Raw genomic sequence first — 24,395 nt, forward strand, 5'->3', positions numbered from 1 at the left:
GCCTGGCCCATCAATTTCACCTGCTCGATCAGCTTCGTGATGATGATGTACCAGCTGCCCATCGACATCAGCACCAGGATGATCAGGGTGCCGCGGGCAACGAAGTCGCCGCCTTTCCACAGGGCGTCCAGGCCGTACGGGTTATCGACGGTTTCCTTGGCGGCCGGCTGTGGCGGCGGGGTCGGGGTGTCTGCCAGCGACGCGGCTGCATCGGCAGCTTTAGGGGCGTCGGCAGCCGGTGCAGAAGCGGTAGCCGCAGCAGATGCTGCAGCTGGTGTTTGGGCGATTGCGGCCAGCGGCGAGATCGCCATGGCAGAGATCATCAGGGCGGCAGCCAGGGCGGATAAGCGGTTACGAGTGATAGTCATGCTGATACTCCAAATTTAGAAAGTAGATTGCCGCAATCGCGACGTGATGAATGCTTCGCGCGCTGTGCGCTTGCTTGCGCTGTGTGCGTTTATTTACGCTTGACCGCGCCTATTCCAGCTTCCAGACATATTGCATTTTTGTGGTTGACTGCACAGGTTTACCGTCGGCCATGGCAGGGGTGAAATGGCACAAGCTCCAGGCTTTCACTGTGGCTCTGTCCAGATCTTTGAAACCACTGCCCTTTTCGACAGAGGAGTCGACCACATTACCGTCGGCGCCTATCGTCAGCTTGACAGTAACAGTACCCTGTTCTTCATTACGCAACGAAGTCCTTGGATACTCCGGCTTTTCGCAATTGCCGGCAATTTTTGCGCTGGTATGCGATGGCCCGGCTTCGCCGGTAGCCGATGGTTGCGCTACAGAAGTAGGCAAGTCATTGGTCGGTGGTTTGACGTTGGTGACAGCTGCAATCACGTTCTCTTGTGGCGGCGGCGTTACTTTTACCTCTGGTGGAGGTACGAACGGTGGCGGTGGCGCAACCGATTTTGGCGGCGGCGGAACCGGCTTGTCCGGTGGTGGTGGCGGTGGCGGCGGCTTGATCTCCTCGATGATCTTGGTTTCGACCGGTTGCTGAATCACTTCAACAACTTTACGGGCTAGCCCTGTAATCAACGCATAAATTAGAGCTACGTGCAGAAGAACAACCACGCTGATGCCAACTATATTCTTGGAAGGGTTTCTCCCATCCTGCGTGAAATCCATGCCTCTTTCCTCCGATACTACATTATTCAATTGCTAAAACCACATGCAATCAGATGAGTGAACTACTAGCCAATCTACGATAACGCAAAAACCGTACCAATCAAACTGCGCCTGCTATGCAAACTGATTTAGTACTGGGATGAGTCATCAGACATTTTTTTATTATCAATCCAACAAAAAAATATCAGGTCATCCTCCCCTAATTAGTGCGCGTCCGCAAATACTACATCAATGCCTAATAAAACAGCAGAAAGATCGTTCTCAGCCTACACATTCTGAAAAGCCAAAACCACCTGGAAAACTTCCCAGGTGGTCTGCTTACTATAAGTGCTTAAGCCAATCGATTCCCGTGATTAAAAGAATTGATAGTTGGCGCGAACGAAGAACGCACGGCCAATAGGATCGCCATAACGGGCATCGTAACCATACTGGAAGTTATCGGATACGTTGGAGGCCGGTGGCTTAGTATCGAACAGGTTCTTGATGCCAGCAGTCAAGGTCAGGTTCTTAAAGCCGGTGTAGTTACCCGACAGGTTGTAACGTGTATAAGAACCGACTTGATGTTGCTTGTAGGCCGCTACAACGTTAGGACCGTTTTGATCGCGGTAGCCTGTTGCATATACCTGTTGCAGCGCGCCGCTCCATGGACCTTGGCTCCAGTTGAGCGTAGCCGTATGACGCCAGCGGAACACCACGCCGCCGGCAGCACCGACGCCACCGCCGTAGACCGCCAGGTTGTTCAGGTATGGGCCGCCAACTGCGGTTTGATAGTCGTACTGAGTGACGTAAGTGCCATCCAGCGACAGACCGAAGTTACCCCATGCAGTCTTAGGCGCGCGCCATGCAAAGCCAAGATCGAAACCTTGCGTATGGACATTGCCCAGATTGACGTTGGTATCAGTGACGTAGTTCAGGGAACCGTCCGCATTACGCACATAGTTAGCCGCGTATTTGACCGGATCGCCGAAAATGTCGCCTTCGGAGACTACCGAAATCTGATTCTTGATCTTGATGTTGAAGTAGTCGACAGAAGCTGTCACCGACGGAATCGGCTCGATCACCATACCCAGCGTGAAGGATTTCGATTTTTCCGGTTGCAAATTCTTGTTACCGCCTTGCAATTTGAAAAACTGCTGGCCGCAATCGCGTGCTTCGACACCACCTGCAGCAACACTACCGCCTGGGCACAGGACCGGGTCATTGTAAGCACTGTTGGTGAAAGTCTTCGAGTTCGGATCATTCAGCTCATACAGGCTCGGAGCGCGGAAGCCAGTGCTGTACGAAGAACGGAACATGATCTCTTTAGCCGGCTGGAAACGCAGGCCGACCTTAGGGTTGAGAGTGCCGCCGACATCGCTATATCTATCGTAGCGAGCTGCCAGTTGCGCTTCCAGGCTTTTGAAGATCGGTACGCTCAATTCAGTGAACACAGCTTTCACGTTACGCGTGCCGGACGACGACTTGGCATCTTGCGAACCGGTGCTGGAATCCAGATCGGCCAGCGCATGGTCAACATTGAAGTTAGCCTTTTCCTTGCGGAATTCGCCGCCGATCGCAAAGCCTACCGCACCGGCCGGCAATTGGAACAGCTCGCGGCTGGCAGTGAAGTCGATCGACGTCGTTTGCGTACGTGCATCCTCATAGGTACCGTACAACTGGGCGCTCTTCATGTAAGCGGTGCCAGCTGCAGTTTGCGGGCCAAACGGGTTGATGATGCCGTTCAACAATCCGGCCTTCACCATATCGTTGTTCAGGTAGCCGCCAGCCAGATTGTCTTCCGCCTTGCTCACCGAGTAGGAGAAACCGGTCTTGTAGTCCCAACCGAATTGGTTGCCTTCCAGGCTCAGCAGCAAGCGGTCGGTGCTGTTCTTCGACTCAGTAATACGGCCACCTGCATCCTGCGAGCGGTAGTTGAGCGACAGCGGGCCGCCACTAGCGTTAGCGTTGCCCGGAGTGATGCCATTGCCAGGATAGAACGGGCTGGTGTTGGTAATGTAATAGTCGCTGCCGGTGCCGCTGACGTCGCCGGCAAACACGTCGCCGGCAATATAGGTTTTAACCTTGCTTTGCGAGTGCAGGTATTCAATCGATGCCGTATTGTCAGCATCCAGCTTGAAGGAGCCCTTGCCGAGCAGTGCAATTTCCTCTGTTTTCGGGACGATGCCGATAGTCGCCTGGCTGTTGTAACGGCAAATACCTTTCCGGTTGAACGCAAATGGCGACACGGAGCTGCAGTTGCCTGCGTACGGATTGCCGCTTGCGCCGGAATTGATATCGGTGAAATTGGCAGGGAAAGAGTTGCCGCTGCTGGCGTTCAAGCCGACGCCAGGATTCTGGCCGCCAAGTTTCGAGATATCGCGATCGGAGGCTTTCACACCGTTTTGGGTGTGGTAGTCGATCACGCCAAAGAAATTGTAGCGATCCTTGTCCAGGTCGCCGATACCGCCCGACAGGTTGACACGCTTTTCAGCGCCGCCAGCCTGCTCAGGCAAGATGCCTTCAGCGCTCAGGTTCAGACCAGTATATGAACGTTTGGTGATGAAGTTGATCACGCCGCCGATCGCGTCGGTACCGTAGATCGCAGAAGCGCCGTCGCGCAGTACTTCAACGCGGTCCAAGGCTGCAATTGGGATCACATTCAGGTCGACTGCGGAGCCGTCGAACGCGCTATTGGCCAAACGACGGCCGTTCAGCAGCACCAGTGTCTTGTTGGAGCCCAGGCCGCGCAAGTCAGCGGCGGCACCGACAGTTTTACCAGCACCAACGTTGGACGAGGTATTGAATTGTGTCTGGTTGCCCGAAACACTGGACAAGACTTCAGCCGCTGTAGTCGATCCCATCTTGGTGAAATCGTCGGCCTTGATAACGGTGATCGGCGATACGCCTTCAGCCGCAATCCGTTTAATCGACGAGCCAGTAATTTCGACCCGTTGCATTTGTTGCGGAGCATCGTCCGTTTTTGTCTCCTGCGCCTGCACTGAATGGGCCATCAGACCTAGCCCAACAGCTACGCCGCCCGAAAACATCAGTCGCAGCGAACGTGGCAATCCCCGTTCCTTCATCATAACCAAACTCCCTATGGGTAAAAGTTAGAGTTGAAATTTAAGTTTTTGTAATAAAGCAAACACGATTTGTTAATCGCCTTCTGAGCGATGCGTCAAAAATCTATTCACAACAACGACCAAAAAGCAGATTTTATTTCGCGTGTAAAACAGTACTGCTCGGTTGCTTTCCTGGTCCCAATTTGTGATTGTCTGCCAGAAATATTTCCGTTGATACCTACAAGCAAAAAACATGCCACACAATGTAATGCAGCTAAAATAGTGTATCCTAAAAAAAATAAAAACAGCATTAAATTTGGGAACGCCTGCGATACTGTTGCTTATATACGCCAAATAACAAATACGCATACGGGTATAAACAAAACCGCATAAGCCTGTTTAATGGCGTAAACAAGCCATTTCCGATTGGAAAATAAAGTAATTTGATGCTTAAAAGGCAATGGGAAAGAATTTAGACGATGTGGAACTTTAAACAATTCAAGCGATCGTGCATTGCAGCAATAATGCTGATTGGCGGTATCACAAGTGCAACATTTCCGGTGTATGCGGGCAATAATCCGGCAGACCCGTCCAAAGTGGTGCATGCGGTCTTCGAGGCGGCGGACGACGGCATCGATCCGGTTCGCACCGTTAACGCCTATACCAGCTGGCTATCCGAAGCGATTTTCGAGCGCCTCTTGACATATGACTATCTGGCGCGCCCCGCCAAACTGGTACCTGGAACCGCAGAGGCCATGCCCGCGGTGAGCGACGGCGGCAAGACCTATGTCTTCCATATCAAGAAGGGAATTTACTTTGCGCCAGACCCCGCCTTCAAAGGAACTCGCCGCGAACTGACTGCCCAAGACTACGCCTATACGTTCAAGCGCTTTCTCGACCCCAAGAACCGTTCGCCATCCGCCAATGTCTTGCAAGGCAAAATTGCCGGCATGGATGAGTTGATCGCCAAAGCACAAAAAACCGGCCGCTTCGACTACGACGCGCCGGTAAGCGGCCTGCAAACCCCTGACCGCTATACCTTGCAGATCACGCTCAATGCACCCGACTACAATTTCCTGTACATCATGGGATTCGTTGCCTTTGGCGCGCAGGCGCGTGAAGCAGTCGACGCCTACGGTGATCAGACAGGAGCCCATCCGGTCGGCACTGGTCCCTATATGCTGCAGGAATATGTTCCACGCAGCAAAATCGTATTGGTCGCCAATCCTGAATACCGCGGCTATACGTGGGATTTCAAATCGTCCGGCTCCGCCTGGGACGACCAGCTGGTGCACGACATGAAGGGCAAGAAGATGCCGCAAGTCGGCCGTGTCGAGGTCAGCATCATTGAGGAGGAGCAATCGCGCTGGCTGGCTTTTCAAGGCAAACAAATCGACCTGGACTACCTGCCGCAGGCAGCGGCTCCAACCGTATTGGACGGAAAAAACCTGAAACAATCCTTCCTGGATCAAGGGATCCGCATGAACACCCTGATTGAGCCGGGCGTGGTCTATACGTTTCTGAACTACAAAGATCCGGTCATCGGTGGCAGCAGCCTGGAAAAAAACGCCCTGCGGCGCGCAATCGCAATGGCCTACAGCATCCAGGATGAAATATCCCAGGTCCGCCTCGGGCTGGCGGTGAAAGCAGAAATGGCGATCCCTGCCGGCGTTGTCGGCCATGATCCCAACTACCGCAACAGCATTGCCTATGATCCGGCACTGGCAAACAAATTGCTTGATCGCTTCGGTTACAAGCGTGGCGCCGACGGTTACCGCACCCTCCCCGACGGCAAGCCTCTGATTTTGAAAATAGCCACCGAAGCACAGGCGATCAATGTGGTTCTCTCGGAAATATGGAAGCGTGGGCTCGACAAAATAGGTATTCACGCCGATTTTCGGGTGAGCAATTTTGCCGACAACCTGAAGGCAGCGACGGAATGCAAATTGATGATGTGGAACGGTTCCTGGATTGCAGACTACCCGGAAGGCGATAATTTCATGCAGTTGCTATATGGCCCCAATGTGGGGCAAGGCAACAACGGCTGCTATAGCTCGCCAGCCTTCGATGCGCTCTACGTCAAAGCCAAAGCACTGCCGCCGGGCCCGGAACGCAATCAGTTGTATGTGGAGATGAGCCGCCAGATGGAAGCCGATACTGCCTGGGTGCTTACCGTGTCGCGCCTGCGCAACTGGCTGATCCGGCCATGGATCAAGGGCTTCAAACGCCACCCTATCCTGCAGGCGGACTGGATGTATCTGGATGTTGAAAAACACTAAACCCTAATTTATCTGCTCATCTATCTTTTTGTACGGGATTCTGTAGTATGCCGCCTTAACCTGGAATAGACGGCTGTCATCAGCCACAAAATCACACACAACAGGAGACAAACCACATGCCAGGTTTCACTTAAACAGCATAAAACGCATAGATTCGGATATTATTTATTTACCAAGTAAAAAAGGTATTGATCACGCGTTCGCCTACCGGTGAATTAGCGCGATGTCATCGGAGATGACGCTATTTTGTACCAAAGATAAGCAATCTTAAGTGCATATAGAAAATAACCACCTGCTCAAAAGGCAAAAAGAAAATGCTTAGCAAAATGTCGAACTTGTCGAACTCAGTCAGATTCAAAAAGATATTGCTGGCGCAAATGCTGGCCTTTACAGTATTCGCGGGCAGCGCCGTCGGCGCCCATGCCGGGACCAGTCCGGCCGACCCGGCGAAGGTCATACAAACCGCATTCGAAGCGGCAGACGATGGCTTCGATATGGTCCGCACCCAGAATTTCTACTCAGGCTGGGTCAGCGAAGTCATCTATGAAACCTTGCTTACCTACGACTATCTGGCGCGGCCAGCCAAATTGGTGCCGGAGACGGTAGAGGCGATTCCGGAAATCAGCGAGGACGGCAAGACCTATACCTTCCACCTCAAAAAAGGCATCTATTTCTCGCCCGACCCGGTTTTCAAGGGCGCGCGCAGAGAGCTCACTGCCGCAGACTATATTTACACCTTCATGCGGGTCATGGATCCGCAAACTCGCTCGCCACACGCCAATTTCGTCGCAGGTAAGATTGTCGGCCTCGACGACCTCGCCGAGCAGGCCAGGAAAACCGGGCATTTCAACTACGATGCCTCGATAGCCGGATTACAGGCGCCTGACCGCTATACCTTAAAAGTCACTCTGAATGCCAAGGACTATAACTTCCTGAACGTAGTCGCCTATACCGCATTCGGCGCGGTGGCACGCGAAGCCGTCACTGCCTATGGACAACAAAGCGGTCAGCATCCGGTCGGCACCGGTCCATATATGCTGGAAAAATATGTCCCGCGCAGCAAGATCATATTGGTCGCCAATCCTGAGTATCGCGGCTACACCTGGGACTTCAAGCCGTCTGCAGACGCCATCGACAAGCAAATCATCAAAGATATGCAGGGCAAGAAGATGCCGCAGGTTGGCCGCGTCGAGATCAGCATCATCGAAGAAAACCAATCGCGCTGGCTGGCATTCCAGGGGAAGCAAGTCGATTTCGATAAGGTACCGGAAACGGCAGCTCCGACCCTGCTCGACGGCGACAAGCTGAAACCTGAATTTACCGAACAAGGCGTACAGTTGCAGCGCGTCGTCGATGCCGGCATCACCTACACTGTATTGAATATGAGGGATCCAACCATAGGCGGTTACAGCAACGACAAAATTGCGCTGCGGCGTGCCATCGTGATGTCCTATAACAATAAGGAAGAAGCAAACTTATTGCGCAATGGCCAGGCCCTCACGCTGGAAATGCTGATTCCGCCGGGAGTCGGCGGCTATGATCCTAAATATCGCAGCAGCATCGGCTACAACCCGGTATTGGCTAACAAACTGCTGGACCACTTCGGCTACAAGCGGGGTGTAGATGGCTATCGCAACATGCCGGATGGCTCACCACTACTGCTGAAATATACGAGCAATCAGGGCAGCATTTCGCAAGAACAGTCAGAACTCTGGAAACGCGGCCTCGACCTGATAGGCATCCGGACCAAATTCATCGTCAGCAATTTTGCCGACAACCTGAAAGCCGCGACCTCTTGCGAATTGATGATGTGGGGTGCGGCCTGGAATGCCGACTATCCGGAAGCCGAGAATTTCCTGCAATTGCTGTACGGGCCGAACTCCGGCCACGGCAACCACGGCTGCTATCAATCGCCAGCCTTTGATGCCCTCTACGTCAAAGCCATGGCGCTGCCTTTGGGCCCCGAGCGCGATAAAGTCTACGAGCAAATGAATCGACAGTTCGAAGCCGACACCGCCTGGTCCCTGAACACCACAAGAATCCGCAATTGGCTGGTACGGCCGTGGGTCAAGGGTTTCAAAAAACACCCTATCCTGCACGCTGAATGGCAGTACATCGATGTCGAGAAACACTAATTCGCCGCTCGTTCGGTAACAAGATTCCTGATCCGGCAGGCAATCCGCGTCTGCCGCAGGCCCAATTTAGCTAGAGATATTTGAAGGAGACAAATGGTATGAACTCGCTTTGGTTACGCGGGATATTGGTTGCCTGTTTAGCGTGCGCGCTGCCGATGAAAGCATCGGCAGCTGCATCGGCAGCGCCAATTTCCCCGGCAGATCCCGACAAAGTACTGCGCTTTGTATTCGTAGCACCTGAAACCGGTTTCGATCCGGCCGTTACACGCGATTTGTATTCGCAGCTGGTCAATCAGTCGGTATTTGAAACACTGTTCGCCTATGAATACCTGGCGCGGCCGGCCAAACTGATGCCATCGGCGGCGGCCGCGCTGCCGGAAGTCAGCCCGGATGGCATGACCTATACCATCCGCCTGAAAAAAGGCGTCTACTTTGCCGATGATCCGGTGTTCAACGGCAAGAAGCGCGAACTGACCATGGCCGATTTCGTCTATTCGTGGAAACGCCTGTTCGATCCGCAGCTGGCTTCGCCGCAAACCTGGCTGCTGGAAGGCAAAGTGGTCGGCCTCGACGAAGTGGCGGCGCAAGCCAAGAAAACCGGCCATTTCGACTACGACGCCAATGTCCCCGGCTTCGAACTGCTGGATCGCTATACCCTGCGGATCCACCTGAAACAGCCTGATTTCAACCTCGGCATGATCCTGGCGCATCAACCGACCAGTGCAGTCGCGCGCGAAGTGATCGAAAAATATCGCGATGCGCAAGGCACCGTGATGGGGCATCCGGTCGGCACCGGCCCTTACATACTGAGCCAATGGATACGCGGTTCACGCATGGTGTTGACTGCCAATCCGGATTACCGCGGTTATACCTGGGATTTCCAGCCCAGCACCGACCCGGGCGATGCCGCCATCGTCGCCAAGATGAAGGGCAAACGCATGCCGCAAATCGGCCGTGTGGAAATCAGCGTCATGGTGGAAGACCAGTCGCGCTTGCTGGCGTTCGAAGGCGATGAAGTCGATATCACCGAATTGCAGGGGCCGCTGGCGCCGCAAGTCATGGCGGGCGGCAAGCTGAAGCCGGAGTTTGTAAAAAAAGGGGTGCAACTGTCGCGTATCGTCGACCCTGAAATCAGCTATTTCTACTGGAACATGCAAGACCCGGTAGTGGGCGGCATGAGCAAGGAAAAAATCGCCCTGCGCCGCGCCATCGCAATGGCGCACAACGTGCGCGAAGAAATCAAGGTGGTCTGGAACGACGAAGCGATCCCGCTGGAATACCCGATCCCGCCCGGCGTGGTCGGCTACGACCCGGACTACAAGAGCAGCATCCAGTACGAACCGGAAGTCGCCAATGCCTTGCTCGACAAGTTCGGCTACAAGATCGGCAAGGATGGCTACCGCACCCTGCCGGACGGCAAGCCGCTGACGATACGCTACTCGGCCCGCGCCGACTCCAACGGCCAGCAGCAATCGGAAATGTGGAAAAAGACTTACGACACCATCCACATCCGCATGGTCGGCGACCTCAAGACCTTTCCTGACCTGCTCAAGGCGGAAAAAGAGTGCCAACTGCAAACCCGTACTGCGCCATGGATTGCCGACTATCCGGACGGCGACAACTTCATGCAGTTGTTCTACGGGCCTAATGTCGGCCAGAACAACAACGGCTGCTCCAAGATCCCCGAATACGATGTGCTCTACGCCGCCTCGCAGAAATTGCCGGCCGGCCCGGAACGCGACCTGCTGTATCACAAGATGACACGCATCCTGGAAGTCGATGCACCGGCGCGTATCGGTTATGCCCGCTACCGCAACATGATCGCGCAACCGCGTGTGATCGGTTACAAGAAGCATCCGGTCATGCCTACCGAATGGATGTATTTCGATATCGAAAAACGTAAATAAAAATATAAACACGATCGAGCGGGATGGCGCAGCGCCTTCCGCCTGTATTCCTTCTAACCACTGATTTTTACTAAGCCCCTATTTGAGGAAATGCATGAAACCATCATCATTTTTCTTGCCGGTCACGACAGCGTTATTCACGCTGATGCTGAACCAGGCAGCCGCCCAAGGTACGCAACGCCCGCTGATTCCCTTGCTGAAAGCAGACGACATCCCGGCGCTGTGCAAGGACACCCTGGCCAGCCTGCGCAAGCGCGTATCGCTGTTGGAAAAACTACCGGCGGCCCATGCCAAAGACAGCAAGAAAGTGCTGACCGAGTGGAACGATCTGCAGATCGCCCTGGAAGACCTGCAAGGTCCGGTCGATATCCTCAACAATGTTTCACCAGACGCAAAAGTACGCGGCAGCACCGAAGCCTGCCTGATTGAAACCAATAGGTTCGCTACCGACCTGCTGCAAAGCGAAAAACTGTACGCCCGCTTCAAAGCCATCCAGCCTAGCGATCCAATAGAGAAAAAACTGCGTCAGGACATCCTGTACAGCTTCGACGACACCGGCGTCTCGCTGCCGCCCGCAAAGCGCGCCAGGATGAAAGAGATCCTCGACAAGCTGGGTGAGCTGAGCCAGGAATTCGCCCGCAATATCCGCGACAATAATCAGAAGCTGAGCTTCACTCCGGCGGAACTGCAAGGCATGCCGGCCGCCTATCTGGCCCGCGCCAAGCGCGACGACAAGGGCAACTACCTGCTCGGCTTCGACTACCCGGATTACAAACCGTTCATGGAATCGGCGGATAACGGCGATGCGCGCCGCCGCTATCAGATCGCGTTCGCCAATCATGGTACGCCAAAGAATCTGGAGATTCTGAAAGAAGCCATGAACCTGCGCCATGAAATGGCGGCATTGTTCGGCCTGCCAAGCTACGCCGATCTGGTGACCCGGCGCCGCATGGTGAAAAATCCGCAAACCGTCGACAAGTTCCTGACCGAAGTAAAAACCGCTGTCACACAGCTGGAAATCAAGGAAATCGAAGAACTGCGCGCATTCAAGTCGGAAACCCTGAAGACGCCGCTGGCCGATACCAAGTTGGAACGCTGGGATGCCGAGTACTGGCAGCAGAAGATCAAACAGGCGCGTTACAACGTCGACCAGGAAGCCCTGCGCAAGTACTTCCCTACCGATGCCGCCGTACCGTGGATCCTGCATGTCTCCGGCACCTTGTATGGCGTTGAATTCAAGCGTGTCGAGGTACCGGTCTGGGATCCTGAAGTCCAGTACTACGACGTTATCGACAGCAAGAGCAAGACACGTATCGCCGGCATCTATCTGGACCTGTTCCCGCGCGAAGGCAAATACGGCCACGCCGCCGCCTGGGGCACCCGTGGCGTCAGCACCCTGGCCCGGCGCACGCCGGTTTCAACGCTGGTTACCAACTTCGATCGCAATGGCTTGAACAGCGATGAACTGGAAACCCTGGTGCATGAATTCGGCCACGTCTTGCATGGCGTGCTGTCGAACACTAAATATGTCGTCCAGGCCGGCACCAACGTCGAGCTCGACTTTGTCGAAGCGCCATCGCAGATGTATGAAGAATGGGCGCGCCGTAAAGAGTCGCTGACGCTGCTGGCCGGCTTCTGCAAGACAGCATGTCCAACCATCGACGACGCTTTGCTGCAACGCCTGACAGCGGCCCATAACTATGGCCGCGGCATACGCTATGCACGCCAGCTGCTGTACGCGAGCTATGACATGACTATCCATAACGACAAGGCTGATCAGGAACAAGCGCTTGCAATATGGCAACAAATGGAAGGCGCCACGCCGTTGGGCTATGTGCCCGACACTGAATTCCCGGGCCAGTTCGGCCATTTGATGGGCGGCTATGCCGCCGGTTACTATGGCTACATGTGGTCGGAAGTGCTGGCGCTGGACATGCTGTCGCGTTATAACGGCAAACTGATGAACCCGGAAGTCGGCCATCTGTACCGCCAGGACATCCTGTCGCGCGGCGCTGAAAAACCGGCCGGCGAGATGGTCAGCGCCTTCCTCGGCCGCGAGCCTAACAGCAAGGCATTCTTTGCCGAAATTTCAGGCCAACGCCTGCATTGAGCCAGATTAAGGAATCATCATGACCGCTTATATCCTGCGACGCCTCTGGCAAATGCTGCCGACCATGCTCGGCGTCATCGTACTTGTATTTTTCCTGTTCAACTGGGTCGGCGGCGACCCGGCCTATATCCTGGCCGGGAAGATGTCGAACCCGCAACAGATCGCCAACATCCGTACCCAGCTGGGCATCGACCAGCCGTACTACGTCCAGCTCTGGATCTTCATCAAGCAAATCGTCACCTTCAATTTCGGCACCAGCTGGAGCACCGGCGAGTCGGTGGCCAACGTCATCCTGACCCGTCTCGGGCCATCCCTGACCGTGCTGATTCCGCTCACCATCCTGGAAACCCTGATCGCGGTGGCGCTGGCGCTGGCGGTGGCCTTCGTGCGCGGCTCCAAGACCGACCGCGCGGTGATGGTGGCTTGTACCGTCGGCATGTCGATCAGCATCCTGGTCTACATCATCCTGTTCCAGTACTGGTTCGCCTACAAACTGAGCTTGTTCCCGGTGCAAGGCTGGGGCAACGGTTTCCTCGAAAACCTGTTCCACTACTCGGCCCTGCCGATCCTGATCATGCTGGCGGTAAGTCTCGCCCCCAGCCTGCGCCTGTACCGCACGTTTGTGCTGGACGAAGTCAACCAGGACTATGTCCGCACCGCGCGCGCCAAGGGCGTCAAGGAACGCCGCATCCTGTGGGTGCATGTGTTGCGCAACGCCGCGATTCCTATCATCACCAATGTCATGTCGAACCTGCCGGCGCTGTTGATCGGCGCCTTCCTGATCGAGCGCTTCTTCTCGATTCCAGGCATCGGCCGTGAAGTGATCCTGGCGGTTGAGCGCAGCGATTTCCCGGTGATCAAGGCGATCACGATCTATGTCGCCGCCGCCACCATGATATTCAACCTGTTGACTGACTTGCTGTACCAAGCCGTCGACCCACGCGTTCAACTGAAGTAGGAGCCGCCATGACTCAAAGTATCCACCAGGCCCCTACCCAAGCGGCGCCTGCAGCAAGCACCGTAACCCTGGCCACCGGTCCAGATATTGCCCAATCCTCCAGCCACTCTCCTGGCCTGTGGGCCCTGGCCTGGCGCCGCCTGCGCGCCGATCACGTCGCCATGGCCGCACTTGCCGTCGTCGGCCTGTACCTGCTCATGCTGGCGCTGTCGGCCAGCGGCCTGATCGCCGGCGACTGGTCGAAGGAAGTCGGCGTCAACTACGCGCCGCCTAGCTTCGTGGGCGCGCAAACCGAGGCCGAGCGCGGCTTCAGCGACAACGACGCCGCGCTTGAAGCGCCGCCGCCGGAAAATCCGGTCGATCCGCTGCGCGACATCCTGCGCGATTTGCGCAAGAGCGGTACCGCAGCAGCTACGCCGCCGGTGATTGCCAACGACTATGGCATCGCCGATCCGCTGGCGAAAGAAATGGCTGAAATCCGCGCCGAGCTGGCTAAAAAAGGCGGCAGCGAGACTCTGATCCGCAAACCGACGCTGCCGTTCGGCGCCGACAAATGGGGCCACGACATCATCAAGAAAACCATCAAGGGCGCCGAAACCTCGATCATCGTCGGCCTGGTTGCAGCGCTGGTGGCGGTTACTTTAGGCACCATCTTCGGTGCGGTCTCCGGCTACTTCGGCGGCTGGGTCGATGACGCCTTCAACTGGTTCTATAGCATATTCACTTCCATCCCTTACCTGCTGCTGATCCTGGCGGTCGCCGCGGTGCTCCAGCAAAAAGGCGTGACAGCGATCGTGCTGATTCTAGGCCTGACCGGCTGGACCGGCACCTATCGCCTGATCCGCGCCGAATACATGAAACACAAATCGCGTGAATACGTGATGGCGGCAGATGCTATCGGCGCCAGCCACTGGAGCAAGATGTTCAGCCACATTTTCCCTAACGTCAGCCATGTGTCGCTGGTGCAGCTGTCGATCTCGGTGGTCGGCTTCATCAAGTCGGAAGTGATCTTGAGCTTCCTCGGTTTCGGCGTGCCGGTCGGCGTCGTATCCTGGGGCAGCATGCTGAACGAAGCGCAAAACGAATTAATTCTGGGTAAGTGGTGGCAGCTGGCGGCTGCAAGTATCGCCATGGCGATACTGGTGACGGCGTTCTCGCTGTTCACCGATGCGCTGCGCGACGCCCTTGATCCGAAGCTGAAATAGGAGACATCATGGAATCGACTAAGCACACCCATCCAGCGGACAACGGCGAACAACCGTTGTTGCGCGTACGCGATCTGCGCGTCAGTTTTCGCACCGATAAAAAAACCATGGTGGAAACCGTCAAAGGGATTTCCTTTGATATTCCACGCAACACCACTGTCGCCCTGGTGGGCGAATCAGGCAGCGGCAAATCGGTCAGCTCGCTGGCCGTGATGGGCTTGCTGCCCAAGGAAAACTCCAGCATCGCCGCCACCAGCGTCATCGAGTTTGAAGGCCGCAACCTGCTGACCATGTCGCCCGATGAACGACGCGACATGTGCGGCAAGGAAATCTCCATGATTTTCCAGGAGCCGATGACGTCGCTCAACCCGGTATTCACCGTCGGTTTCCAGATCGGCGAAGTATTGCAACTGCACATGGGCATGAACGCCAAGCAGGCACGTGCGCGCGCGATTGCCTTGCTGGAGGAAGTCGGGATTCCGTCGCCGGCAACCAAGATCGATGCCTACCCGAGCCAGATGTCCGGCGGCCAGCAACAGCGCGTGATGATCGCCATGGCGATCGCCTGCGAACCCAAGCTGCTGATTGCCGATGAACCGACCACCGCGCTCGACGTCACGATCCAGAAGCAGATCATCGACCTGATCGAAGCCTTGCGCAAACGTCACAAGATGTCGGTGTTGTTCATCACCCATGACCTGGCGCTGGTCGGCGAAATCGCTGACCAGGTGATCGTCATGCGCCACGGTGAAGTGCGCGAAAAAGGCGATGTACGGCAAATCTTTGAAGCGCCGCAAGACCCGTACACCAAAGCCCTGCTGATGTGCCGCCCTTCGCTCGATACCCGCCCTTGGCGCCTGCCGGTCATCAGCGACTATATGAACGGCCACAACGGCGCCGACCTGGATTTACGGGAACGCAGCCGCGGTTGCAGCGGACACGAAGACATCCTGTTGGACGTGCGCAACCTGGGCAAGAGCTTTTATTTCCGCGAGGGCTTGTTTGGCCGCAAGGAATTCAAAGCGGTGCAGGACGTGTCGTTCAAGCTGGCGCGCGGCAAGACCTTGGGCGTGGTGGGGGAATCCGGCTCCGGCAAGACCACCGTCGGCCTGACCCTGATGCGCCTGCATCAGGCCACTGCGGGGCAGGCGCTGTTTGAAGGCAAGGACATCATCGGCATGTCCAACCACGATTTCATGTCCTACAAGCGGCGCATCCAGATCATTTTCCAGAATCCCTACGCTTCGCTCAACCCGCGCTTCACCATCGGCCAGATCCTGCTGGAACCGATGCGCATCCACCAGATAGGCAGCGACGACAATGAGCGTACCGAGATGGCCATGCAATTGTTGCAAAAAGTGGGCCTGCCGCCGCAGGCCTATCACCGCTATCCGCATGAGTTCTCCGGCGGCCAGCGGCAGCGGATCGCGATTGCCCGCTGCCTGACCTTGCGCCCTGAAATCCTGGTGTGCGATGAATCGGTGTCGGCGCTGGACGTCTCGGTGCAGGCGCAAGTGTTGAATCTGCTGCAAGACTTGCAGGAAGAGTTCGGCATGAGCTACATCTTCATCTCGCATGATCTGTCGGTAGTCAAATACCTGGCCGACCAGGTGATGGTGATGCATCAGGGTAAAGTGGTGGAACTGGCCAACTCGGATGAGCTGTACCACAATCCGACCCATCCTTACACGCGCCAGTTGCTGAGCGCGATTCCACGCGGTTTGCAAAACTAGAAAGCCTGCGAATACGGCAGGAAGCTGCTCGTAGCTTGACGATGGCATACACAACGGAGTACAGCGAGCGCCGCAAGCGCGACCTGTACTCCGCTCTCGTTTACATCATGTCATATGGCGGGCATTGACCACAGGCGACGCTCTGACAAACGACTCAACTGTCCAGTCATGCCGGCAGTGGCGTCACACACTCTCTCAACAGCGAAATAGCGACCAGAATGATCCAGCTGGCTTGGGCAAGAATAATCAGACCGAATCCATGCGCATCCATCTGCACATGGCCGCTCAGCAAGGCAATCAGGGGGCACAATCCGACAATACCGCCGCCGATTCCCAGCTTTCTTGTGGTTTTCCCGAGACGTATCAGCGCAATCGACCACAGGATAAATGCACATGACGAGCCGGCAATATACACTTTCGCCAATGCCTGGTTCAGCTGAAAATTGTAATGCAGCGCCATCATCAGCATCTGCCGCTTGCTGTCGTCGACGTTGATTGCTTCCTGGGCCAGGCTGGAACCGATCAGGCCGTCGGCCACCGCCGCCAGCATGACAGCTACCGATGCAAAACAATAGACAATGAACGCGCTTAGTCCATGCATGTTGTTCCAGCCGATACGGCTGGATATCCCGAAAACTCCCAGCAGGGTGACCGGTATGCTTGCCAGGCCGAGTATATGCGTCACGGTATTGACGTGATTGACATGGGCGATGGCTTCTGCCGAGGCATGGAGATCGAAGCTGGTCGGGTGAATCGACATGGTGACGATGCCGGCCAGCATGCCGATAATCAGGGCTGTCGCATGAATTCGTTGATTCGTCATATTTGCTTTTCCGGTTGAAAAAAGGAGGTTGGGGTTGCTTTGCGATAACATAGGAGCCACGAGTATTTCGTCAAAGCCGCGTGACTGCAATGTACAAACCCGAATTTATGTCTGATACCGAACAAAAATCTGCTTCTGTTCAGGAACACGTCGATATGCGTTCTCGCCGCAGCCGCCACGACATCGATGCTGCCCTGGCCACGCTATTGCTGCGCCGTTCGTACGACGCCATTCGCGTCAGCGACATTGCAAAAAAGGCGGCCGTCGGCAGAGGCACGTTTTACGCCCATTTCGACAACAAGGACGAACTGCTTCGAACCCAGCTGGAAGGCGTTTTAGACTGCCATATTTCGGTGTCGACAGACCTGCCAGCACTGTTGGATGCAAGCAGGCTGTTCGCTCATCTGCGTGAGGTGCCGCAAATGTACCAGGCGTTGATGAGTGGTATTACCGGTCCGGCGGTATCGCGCATGGCGCAGGAAATACTGGAGCGCAGGCTGAACGCCATTCTGGGCGCGCGCGAAGAATTGCCGGCCAGCCTGCACGGGCGTTTCATTTCAGCGTCCTTGTTCACGGTGCTTGCATGGTGGAGCGAGAACGGCATGCTGCAGACGCCATCGGAAATACAATCTATTTTTGCAGAACTTTGCACTACCGCATTTACCAAAAAAACTTGTGAATCAAGCCTGTTTTCACAGCAGCCGCATCAGGGATAAGCACATGACCCCATATCTGATTTTCTTGCTGGCTTTTGCCTCCTCGGCAGCACTGCCCGGGCCGGGTACCGAAATCGGACTTGGGCTGGCGACGCGTTGATCCGCCGCCTGCCAGTATCATCATGACATCGCAAGAAAACCAGGCCGTCTATGCCCGGCGCATGCACAGGGTGCTTGAATATATCGACCGCCATCTCGATCAAGTGCTTGAGCTGAGCACCCTGGCGGAAGTCGCCCATTTTTCTTCGTTTCATTTTCACCGTCTGTTCTCGGCCTGGATGGGCGAAACCTTCGGCGATTATCTGCGCCGGCGCCGGCTGGAAGTCGCGGCGTTGCGTCTGGTCGCCCAGCCCGCAGTGCCGGTGCTGGAGATTGCCCTGTCGGTAGGTTTCGGTTCGGCCGAAGCGTTTGCGCGCGCCTTCAAGACCAGGTTCGGCTGCACCGCCACCGAGTGGCGCCAGGGACAGGCGGACCGCTGGGCTGGCCAACTTGAAGAAAGCCATGGCAAGCCATCCGGCCAAGACAGCAATCCTGGTCAGTTGCATGGCAAGCAGGATCAGGCTAGCAAGCAGCGTCTGGACCATCATGGAAACTCTCAACCAGCCACCAGGGAGATTCCCATGAAAGTCAAAGTCATTGAACGGCAGCCAGCCAAAATCGCCTACCTGCGCTACATCGGAGTATACGGCCCGCCCATCTCGGAATTCTGGGTCGAAACCGTCAGCCCCTGGATGGATACCAACAATCTGTTCGGCCGTCCCCGCTACGGCATCAGCCACAATGACCCAGCGATTACCAGTTCAGAAAAATGCCGCTACGATGCAGGCGTTGAAGTGCCGGCGGATTTTGTCGCCAGCGGCCAGTCATTTGTCACCACCATCCCCGGCGGCAGTTATGCAGTGACCCGCTACGTTGGCAACGGCCGCGATATCGGCGATTCCTGGACCCGGCTGCTACGCGACTGGCTGCCAGCCAGCGGCATGCAGCTCGATGCCCGGCCATTCTTCGAGTACTACCCGACAGACGCCGCCTGCGATCCGCAAACCGGCGCATTCGAGTGCGATCTTTGCGTCCCGGTGGTGCCGCTTTAAAACATGGCGATTGGCGCGGATAGAGTCAAGCCGCCGCGATCCTGCGGACGGTTTCCTGCACCGCCTGCAGCAGCAGCTCCTCCAGGCGGTTCACCGCCGGCCCTGCCATTGTTTGCGCACGATACAAGGACAAGCCGATTTGCGGCAGCGCCGGTAAGCCGGCCTCTTGCGGATTGATGATGCGCAAGCTGGCCGGCAAGCCGATCGGCGTGCGTACAGTCAAGCCGAGCCCTGCCGCCGAGGCCGCCCACAATGCCGACAGGCTGGCGCTGGTGAAGGCGTGACGCCAGGCGATTCCGGCCGAGTCCAGCGCAGTTTCAGCGAGGTCGCGCAGCAGGCAAGGCGCATCCATCAACACCAAAGACAAGGGCGAGGCGAGCGGTCCGGCTGCATCCTGCGCCGGCCCGATCCAGCATAGCGGCAGATCGGCGACGCGCTCGCCATTCAATGCCGGCGTGCCGCCTTCCCATAGCAACGCCAGATCGATGCGTCCCAAGGTCACGCGCTCGCGCAACTCCGTGCTGCGCGCGACACAAATTTCGACACGTACCTTCGGATGCGCCCGCATGAAACGGCCCAGCACATCCGACAACAGCGCTTCGCCGAAGTCTTCCTGCAAACCCAGTTTCACCTCCCCTGCCAGTTCGACGCCGCGCACCGCGCTCGTGGTTTCATCGTTGAGGTCGAGCAAGCGGCGCGCGTAACCCAGCAACGTCTGGCCGGCCTCGGTCAGCGCCAGGCCGCGCCCGGCTTTACGAAAAATCGGCGCACCGGCCTGTTCTTCGAGTTTTTTCAGCTGCGCGCTCACAGCTGAAGTGGATCGGCCCAGACGATCGGCGGCCTTGGCGTAGCTGCCGAGGTCGATGCCGGTGGTGAAGGTGCGCAATACGTCTATGTCGAAGCTGATTTGTCGCATGACAACTATCCTGTTTTTCAAAACAATCGATTCAAAATTATCTGATATTCAAAAGTATCACGCAAAGCGATACTTGCTGCAAGGGCTTAAAACAAGGTTTGTGATTGCCGCTCTTGTTGCTTCGCCGGCCATATCGTCATAGGAGAATTTCAATGTCTCAAGCTTTCACCAACAACCGCCGCCATCGCTGGAAGGTCCTGGGCGTGGGCGTTGCGGCCAATGCCAGTTTTTCGGCAGCTTTCAGCGGCATTCCGACAACTGCCGTCTTGATACGCTCTGCTTATCATCTGGGCAATGCTGAACTCGGCCTGGTGCTGGGTCTGATGGGCCTCGGTATCGCGATCAGCGAATTGCCATGGGGCTTGCTGACCGATCGCTGGGGCGACCGTCCGGTGCTGTTGTCGGGCTTGGCCACCACTGCGCTGGCACTGGCGCTGATGGCCATGTTCGCTGCGCCGACTGCCGGCTACGTGCCTGGCCTGCCGCTGCTGGCCGCCGGCTTGCTGCTGGTCGGCCTGCTTGGCGGCAGCGTCAACGGTTCCAGCGGGCGGGCGGTGATGACCTGGTTCGGCGAAGGCGAACGCGGAATGGCGATGAGCATACGCCAAACCGCGGTGCCTCTGGGCGGCGCTGCCGGCGCGCTGATCTTGCCGTCGCTGGCGACCCATTTCGGCTTTGCCTCGGTGTACGGCGTACTCGCCCTGCTCTGCGGCGTGACGTTGTTTTTCACCTGGCTCTGGCTCTATGAACCAGTCGCAAGCGCTGCAGATAAAGCGCATGTGAACCACACTGCGCTGTCATCCTCATCTGCGCCATTGAAGGATCGCCAGCTGTGGCGCATCGTCGCCGCGATCGGCATCCTGTGTGCGCCGCAGTTTGCCATACTGTCCTTCGGCACGGTGTTCTTGCACGATTTCAGCCACGCCGGCATCGCCGCCATCACGGCCTCCATGGCGGCGCTGCAATGCGGCGCCATGGTCATGCGCGTATGGAGCGGCCGCTGGACCGACCGCAAGCGCAACCGGCGCGAATTCTTGCGCGTCTGCACCGTCGCCAGTGCGATTGCCTTCGCCGCGCTGGCTGCACTGGTGACGCTGGCCGGCCAGCTGCCGACAGTCGGTCCGGCCATGGCAGCGCTGCTGATCGTCATGCTGGTGCTGACCGGCGTCAGCGTCTCCGCCTGGCACGGCGTCGCCTATACCGAACTCGCGACAATCGCCGGCGCACGCAACGCCGGCACCGCGCTCGGCATGGCGAATACCAGTGTGTTCGTGATGTGCTTCCTGACACCGCTGGCGATTCCGCACATCCTCACACTCGGCAACTGGCCGGCCGTGTGGCTGGCCGGGAGTGTCTGTGCGCTGATTGCCTTGCAGTTTTTTCCCAAGTCTGCGCCAGCGACGATTGTGTGCGCGCGAGAGGCTTTTTAGCCGCAGGATTTCCGGCAATTCGAGGATCAGGATCGTTTTGTCGCCGTGAGCTCGGCCAGCAACGCTTGCATGCTCCGCCAGTGCGTCCCTTCCCAGAACACACGCTGGCAGAGATCGCATGTGCTGAAGCGCTCGAAATGCGCGCTTACCTTCGGCGGCAAGCGCTCTTCCACCAGTGCTTTGTCGATGCTGCGTAAAGGCGCATTGCACTGCAAGCATAAGGTGAAGGGCCGCGCGCTGCGTGCCAGGTCCAGCCGGTCGAAGATTTCCTTCAGCTGCCGGGCCGGCTTGAGCGCATGCACATAGCAGCCATGCGTGATGATGCGGCGCTTGAGGAGTTCACGGTCACGGGTGAGTACGATCCGCTCCTCCTTTTCCGCGATGGAGGCGATCGCGCTGTCACGGAAATTATTGTCGTAGAGCGTGTCGAAGCCAGTCATGCGCAGCAGATGAGCCAGGCCACCCAAGTGCGCGTCGGCAATGAAGCGGCTCTTGCGCAATGGATGGCCGCGCACACGCAACAGTGGACTGATATCAAGTGCCTCGAACTTGGGATAAACGGCAACCCGGTCGCCGTCCCGCAGCAGCCGGTCGAAACCGGCAGTTTCGCCGTTGACCAATACCAGTTCAACCTCGGTGTGCGGCACTCCCAGCGCCTCGATCATGTGCTTGGTGGTAGCCGCACGCGCAGATACGGCATCGAACGCGCGCTTGCGCCGTTCGATGGGCAGGAAGGTATTTAATTCTTCATAGAAACGAAATGTTGCGGTAACCATGTCGTGCTGCCATTCTTACCTGTAATCATAGATGAATTCGCAGGCAAGTCACGGCGACGCACATATTGCCAACGGCGTTCGGGAGGTGCAGTATGGATATAGCAAGATCGAATTTGCTTTGTGGCTGTGTCAAATTCAACGAATCCTTCTTTACCACGAGGCGCTCCGTATGAAGAGCGCGAATTGAGAAAGGAGTAGTCCAATGAAACATGCCATCATTTTCGCCGCTATCAGTATCCTGTCGCTCATCGTAACGACTGGAGCCGTCGCCGCAGGCGGCCCCGGCAGAGCGGTAGCGGTCCCGCACACTGGTGCGACATCTGCAGCGACAACGAGCGTTGGAAAGCCGGTTGCCACCGTGACCAAGCAGACGGGACAACCCAATCAATCTTGCGGCAGCGCTACAGCCCCCAATACTCCAGGTAACGCAGCGACGGCGCCCGGCGCCGCTTTCAACCCGGACGGGCAGGCCGGAACGGTTTACGCCGGGCAACAACCGCAGAATTCGCGGAACCCCACAAGCGTCTCTCAATACGACGTCGCTTGCTCTAAACAACCCTCGAGATAAATTGCATGCCGAGGCGGGAAGAGCCTGCGACTGGCGCGGGCTCTTTCATTGTCAGGTTTCGTTTCGAAAATTGAGATGCGTGCTTGAATTTATTCAATATTTCAATAATAATTGAAATATTGAATAATAAAGGCCGCCCATGGAAACCAGGAACATCATCAACGCGCTTGCCGCGCTCGCACAAGAATCCCGCCTGGCGGTTTTCCGCCTGCTGGTTCAGGTCGGGCCTGAGGGTATGGCTGCCAGCAAAATCGGCGAGCAGTTGTCCATTCCCCCCTCCTCCATGTCTTTCCATCTGAAAGAGCTTTCCCATGCGCAGCTGGTGAGTTCCCGGCATGAAGGACGCTTCGTCATTTACTCGGCCAACTTCGGCACCATGAACGGCTTGATCGGTTTCCTGACTGAAAACTGCTGCGGCGGCAATGCCGTCTGTGCCCCGGCCGCCGTTTGCTGCCCTCAGACAGCTTGAAATGAACACGGAGAATTCACCCATGTCCGCCCAAACCAAAGTCATCGGCCAGCGCGCCGAAACTGCATCACTAAGCGTCTTTGAACGTTACCTGACGATCTGGGTAGCCTTGTGCATCGTGATCGGCGTATTGCTGGGACAAGCATTTCCGCATGGCGTAAAAGCAATCGGCGGCCTGGAGATCGCCAAGGTGAATCTGCCGGTTGGCTTGCTGATCTGGGTAATGATCATTCCGATGCTGCTCAAGATCGACTTCGCCGCCTGGCGCCAGGTGAAGGGGCATGCGCGCGGCATCGGCGTTACCTTGTTCATCAATTGGGCGGTGAAACCATTCTCGATGGCCTTGCTCGGCTGGCTATTCGTACGCCACTGGTTCGCGCCCTATCTGCCGGCCGCGCAACTCGATTCCTACGTGGCAGGGTTGATCCTGCTGGCCGCTGCGCCGTGCACCGCGATGGTTTTCGTGTGGAGCCGGCTGACCGGCGGCGATCCTTATTTCACCCTGTCGCAAGTAGCCATCAACGACCTGATCATGATCTTCGCCTTCGCACCGCTGGTAGCGCTGCTGCTGGGCGTATCGAGCATCGTGGTGCCGTGGGCGACGCTGCTGACTTCGGTGGTGTTGTATATCGTGGTTCCCGTCATCATCGCCCAGCTATGGCGCAGAGCACTGCTGCGCCGGGGCCAGGCGGCATTTGACGCCGCGATGCACAACATCCAGCCGTGGTCCATCGCGGCGCTGTTGCTGACTTTGATCTTGTTGTTTGCATTCCAGGGCGATGCCATCGTCGAGCAGCCGTTGGTCATCGCGCTGCTGGCGGTTCCGATTCTGATACAAGTGTTCTTCAACTCGGCGCTGGCTTACTGGCTCAATAGAGTGCTCGGTGAAAAACATTCGATCGCCGGCCCGTCGGCCCTGATAGGCGCATCCAATTTTTTCGAGCTGGCGGTTGCAGCAGCGATCAGTCTGTTTGGTTTCAAATCCGGCGCCGCACTGGCCACTGTGGTTGGCGTGCTGATCGAAGTCCCTGCCATGTTGCTGGTGGTCGGCATCGTGAACCGCAGCCGCGGCTGGTACGAAGCCAGGCATTGACAGACCTTCCCTGC

At 56.7% G+C, this 24,395-nt stretch carries 17 protein-coding genes and 1 pseudogene; 12 read left to right on the plus strand and 6 right to left on the minus strand.

The genetic code is table 11. From position 1 onward, the window contains the following. The 3 genes and pseudogenes from BLV81_RS18085 to BLV81_RS18095 all read right to left on the minus strand — a co-directional run. Positions 1 to 368: pseudogene (locus BLV81_RS18085) on the minus strand (MotA/TolQ/ExbB proton channel family protein); the annotation flags it as partial. Positions 369 to 477: 109 nt separating this feature from the next. After that, positions 478 to 1,131: an energy transducer TonB gene (locus BLV81_RS18090; protein ID WP_092358839.1), complete on the minus strand. Its 654-nt coding sequence runs from the start codon at positions 1,129 to 1,131 to the stop codon at positions 478 to 480. 353 nt (positions 1,132 to 1,484) lie between these two features. Next, a complete protein-coding gene (locus tag BLV81_RS18095; protein ID WP_092358841.1) occupies positions 1,485 to 4,196 on the minus strand; it encodes a TonB-dependent receptor in 2,712 nt (903 codons plus the stop codon). A gap of 500 nt (positions 4,197 to 4,696) precedes the next feature. On the opposite strand from BLV81_RS18095, the gene BLV81_RS18100 reads away from it, so the two are divergent. The 7 genes from BLV81_RS18100 to BLV81_RS18130 all read left to right on the plus strand — a co-directional run bounded on the left by BLV81_RS18100 (position 4,697) and on the right by BLV81_RS18130 (position 16,499). After that, a complete protein-coding gene (locus BLV81_RS18100) occupies positions 4,697 to 6,451 on the plus strand; it encodes an ABC transporter substrate-binding protein (protein ID WP_255365337.1) in 1,755 nt (584 codons plus the stop codon). Positions 6,452 to 6,765: 314 nt separating this feature from the next. After that, a complete protein-coding gene (locus BLV81_RS18105) occupies positions 6,766 to 8,586 on the plus strand; it encodes an ABC transporter substrate-binding protein (protein WP_092358845.1) in 1,821 nt (606 codons plus the stop codon). 98 nt (positions 8,587 to 8,684) lie between these two features. Next, positions 8,685 to 10,493: an ABC transporter substrate-binding protein gene (locus BLV81_RS18110; RefSeq protein WP_092358847.1), complete on the plus strand. Its 1,809-nt coding sequence runs from the start codon at positions 8,685 to 8,687 to the stop codon at positions 10,491 to 10,493. Between the two features lie 94 nt (positions 10,494 to 10,587). Beyond that, positions 10,588 to 12,603 (plus strand): M3 family metallopeptidase, encoded by a 2,016-nt coding sequence (locus BLV81_RS18115; RefSeq protein ID WP_176992887.1) that lies wholly within the window; start codon positions 10,588 to 10,590, stop codon positions 12,601 to 12,603. 19 nt (positions 12,604 to 12,622) lie between these two features. Then, entirely contained in the window at positions 12,623 to 13,561 is a 939-nt protein-coding gene (locus tag BLV81_RS18120; protein ID WP_092358851.1) for an ABC transporter permease, read from the plus strand. An 8-nt stretch (positions 13,562 to 13,569) separates the two neighbouring features. Continuing rightward, complete coding sequence (locus BLV81_RS18125; RefSeq protein WP_092358853.1) at positions 13,570 to 14,766, plus strand: ABC transporter permease; 1,197 nt, start codon at positions 13,570 to 13,572, stop codon at positions 14,764 to 14,766. Positions 14,767 to 14,774: 8 nt separating this feature from the next. After that, positions 14,775 to 16,499, plus strand: a complete 1,725-nt coding sequence (locus BLV81_RS18130) for an ABC transporter ATP-binding protein (protein WP_092358855.1) — start codon at positions 14,775 to 14,777, stop codon at positions 16,497 to 16,499. A 166-nt stretch (positions 16,500 to 16,665) separates the two neighbouring features. On the opposite strand, the gene BLV81_RS18135 is transcribed toward BLV81_RS18130, so the two are convergent. Continuing rightward, a complete protein-coding gene (locus tag BLV81_RS18135) occupies positions 16,666 to 17,322 on the minus strand; it encodes a hypothetical protein (RefSeq protein ID WP_092358858.1) in 657 nt (218 codons plus the stop codon). A 155-nt stretch (positions 17,323 to 17,477) separates the two neighbouring features. Here BLV81_RS18135 and BLV81_RS18140 point away from each other — a divergent pair, with 155 nt between their 5' ends. Both BLV81_RS18140 and BLV81_RS18145 read left to right on the plus strand, forming a co-directional pair. Beyond that, entirely contained in the window at positions 17,478 to 18,038 is a 561-nt protein-coding gene (locus BLV81_RS18140) for a TetR/AcrR family transcriptional regulator (RefSeq protein ID WP_176992888.1), read from the plus strand. A 122-nt stretch (positions 18,039 to 18,160) separates the two neighbouring features. Beyond that, positions 18,161 to 19,129, plus strand: a complete 969-nt coding sequence (locus BLV81_RS18145) for an AraC family transcriptional regulator (protein ID WP_092359045.1) — start codon at positions 18,161 to 18,163, stop codon at positions 19,127 to 19,129. Between the two features lie 25 nt (positions 19,130 to 19,154). Here the strand turns inward: BLV81_RS18145 and BLV81_RS18150 are convergent, their stop codons facing one another. Continuing rightward, complete coding sequence (locus tag BLV81_RS18150) at positions 19,155 to 20,045, minus strand: LysR substrate-binding domain-containing protein (protein ID WP_092358862.1); 891 nt, start codon at positions 20,043 to 20,045, stop codon at positions 19,155 to 19,157. A gap of 152 nt (positions 20,046 to 20,197) precedes the next feature. Between BLV81_RS18150 and BLV81_RS18155 the strand changes: the two genes are divergently transcribed. Next, positions 20,198 to 21,475 carry an MFS transporter gene (locus BLV81_RS18155; protein WP_092358864.1) on the plus strand — a complete coding sequence of 426 codons (1,278 nt, stop codon included), beginning with the start codon at positions 20,198 to 20,200 and terminating at the stop codon, positions 21,473 to 21,475. A 26-nt stretch (positions 21,476 to 21,501) separates the two neighbouring features. Here the strand turns inward: BLV81_RS18155 and BLV81_RS18160 are convergent, their stop codons facing one another. Then, entirely contained in the window at positions 21,502 to 22,251 is a 750-nt protein-coding gene (locus BLV81_RS18160) for a Mut7-C RNAse domain-containing protein (protein ID WP_092358866.1), read from the minus strand. 707 nt (positions 22,252 to 22,958) lie between these two features. On the opposite strand from BLV81_RS18160, the gene BLV81_RS18170 reads away from it, so the two are divergent. Beyond that, positions 22,959 to 23,288, plus strand: coding sequence for an ArsR/SmtB family transcription factor (locus BLV81_RS18170; RefSeq protein ID WP_092358868.1), 330 nt, complete (start codon positions 22,959 to 22,961; stop codon positions 23,286 to 23,288). Positions 23,289 to 23,310: 22 nt separating this feature from the next. Further along, positions 23,311 to 24,381 (plus strand): ACR3 family arsenite efflux transporter, encoded by a 1,071-nt coding sequence (arsB, locus tag BLV81_RS18175; RefSeq protein WP_092358870.1) that lies wholly within the window; start codon positions 23,311 to 23,313, stop codon positions 24,379 to 24,381. The last annotated feature ends 14 nt before the right edge of the window (positions 24,382 to 24,395 follow it).

The sequence above is a fragment of the Collimonas sp. OK242 genome (genome assembly GCF_900107095.1).
GTDB lineage: Bacteria > Pseudomonadota > Gammaproteobacteria > Burkholderiales > Burkholderiaceae_D > Collimonas.